General features: G+C 71.0%; 1 protein-coding gene. It reads left to right on the top strand.

Features of this window, described 5'->3' with window-relative positions; genetic code table 11:
• Positions 1-417, top strand: a 417-nt coding sequence (locus GR197_RS31575) for a DNA translocase FtsK (RefSeq protein ID WP_281409541.1), incomplete at both ends; no start/stop codon positions are given.

Here is a 417-nt window from a genome sequence, read left to right as displayed (position 1 = left end):
GTCCAGGTCGGCCGCGCGCGCCGCGAAAAGGCGATCGATCAGGCCGCCGGCAAGCGTGCCGCGCGCGAACGCGAGGAAGTGGTGCAGGAAGAGCGCCACGACTTCCGCGAGCAGGCGCCGCAGCCCGTGCAGATCATCGAACCCGCGCTGGCCACCGAGGCGGCGCCGAGCGCCCGCGTGGTGAAGGAGCGCCAGAAGCCGCTCTTCCACGAAATGCCCGACAGCCGCCTGCCGCAGGTCGATCTGCTCGACGGCGCCCTGGCTCGCCAGGAGACGGTGGCGCCCGAGACGCTGGAGATGACCAGCCGCCTCATCGAGAAGAAGCTCAAGGACTTCGGCGTCGAGGTGCGCGTCGTGGCCGCCATGCCCGGCCCCGTGATCACGCGCTACGAAATCGAGCCCGCCACCGGCGTGAAG

Source organism: Rhizobium phaseoli (assembly GCF_010668805.1).
GTDB lineage: Bacteria > Pseudomonadota > Alphaproteobacteria > Rhizobiales > Rhizobiaceae > Rhizobium > Rhizobium phaseoli_A.
The sequence above is the reverse complement of the archived record's forward strand: the minus strand, read 5'-3'. Positions and strand labels throughout refer to the sequence as shown.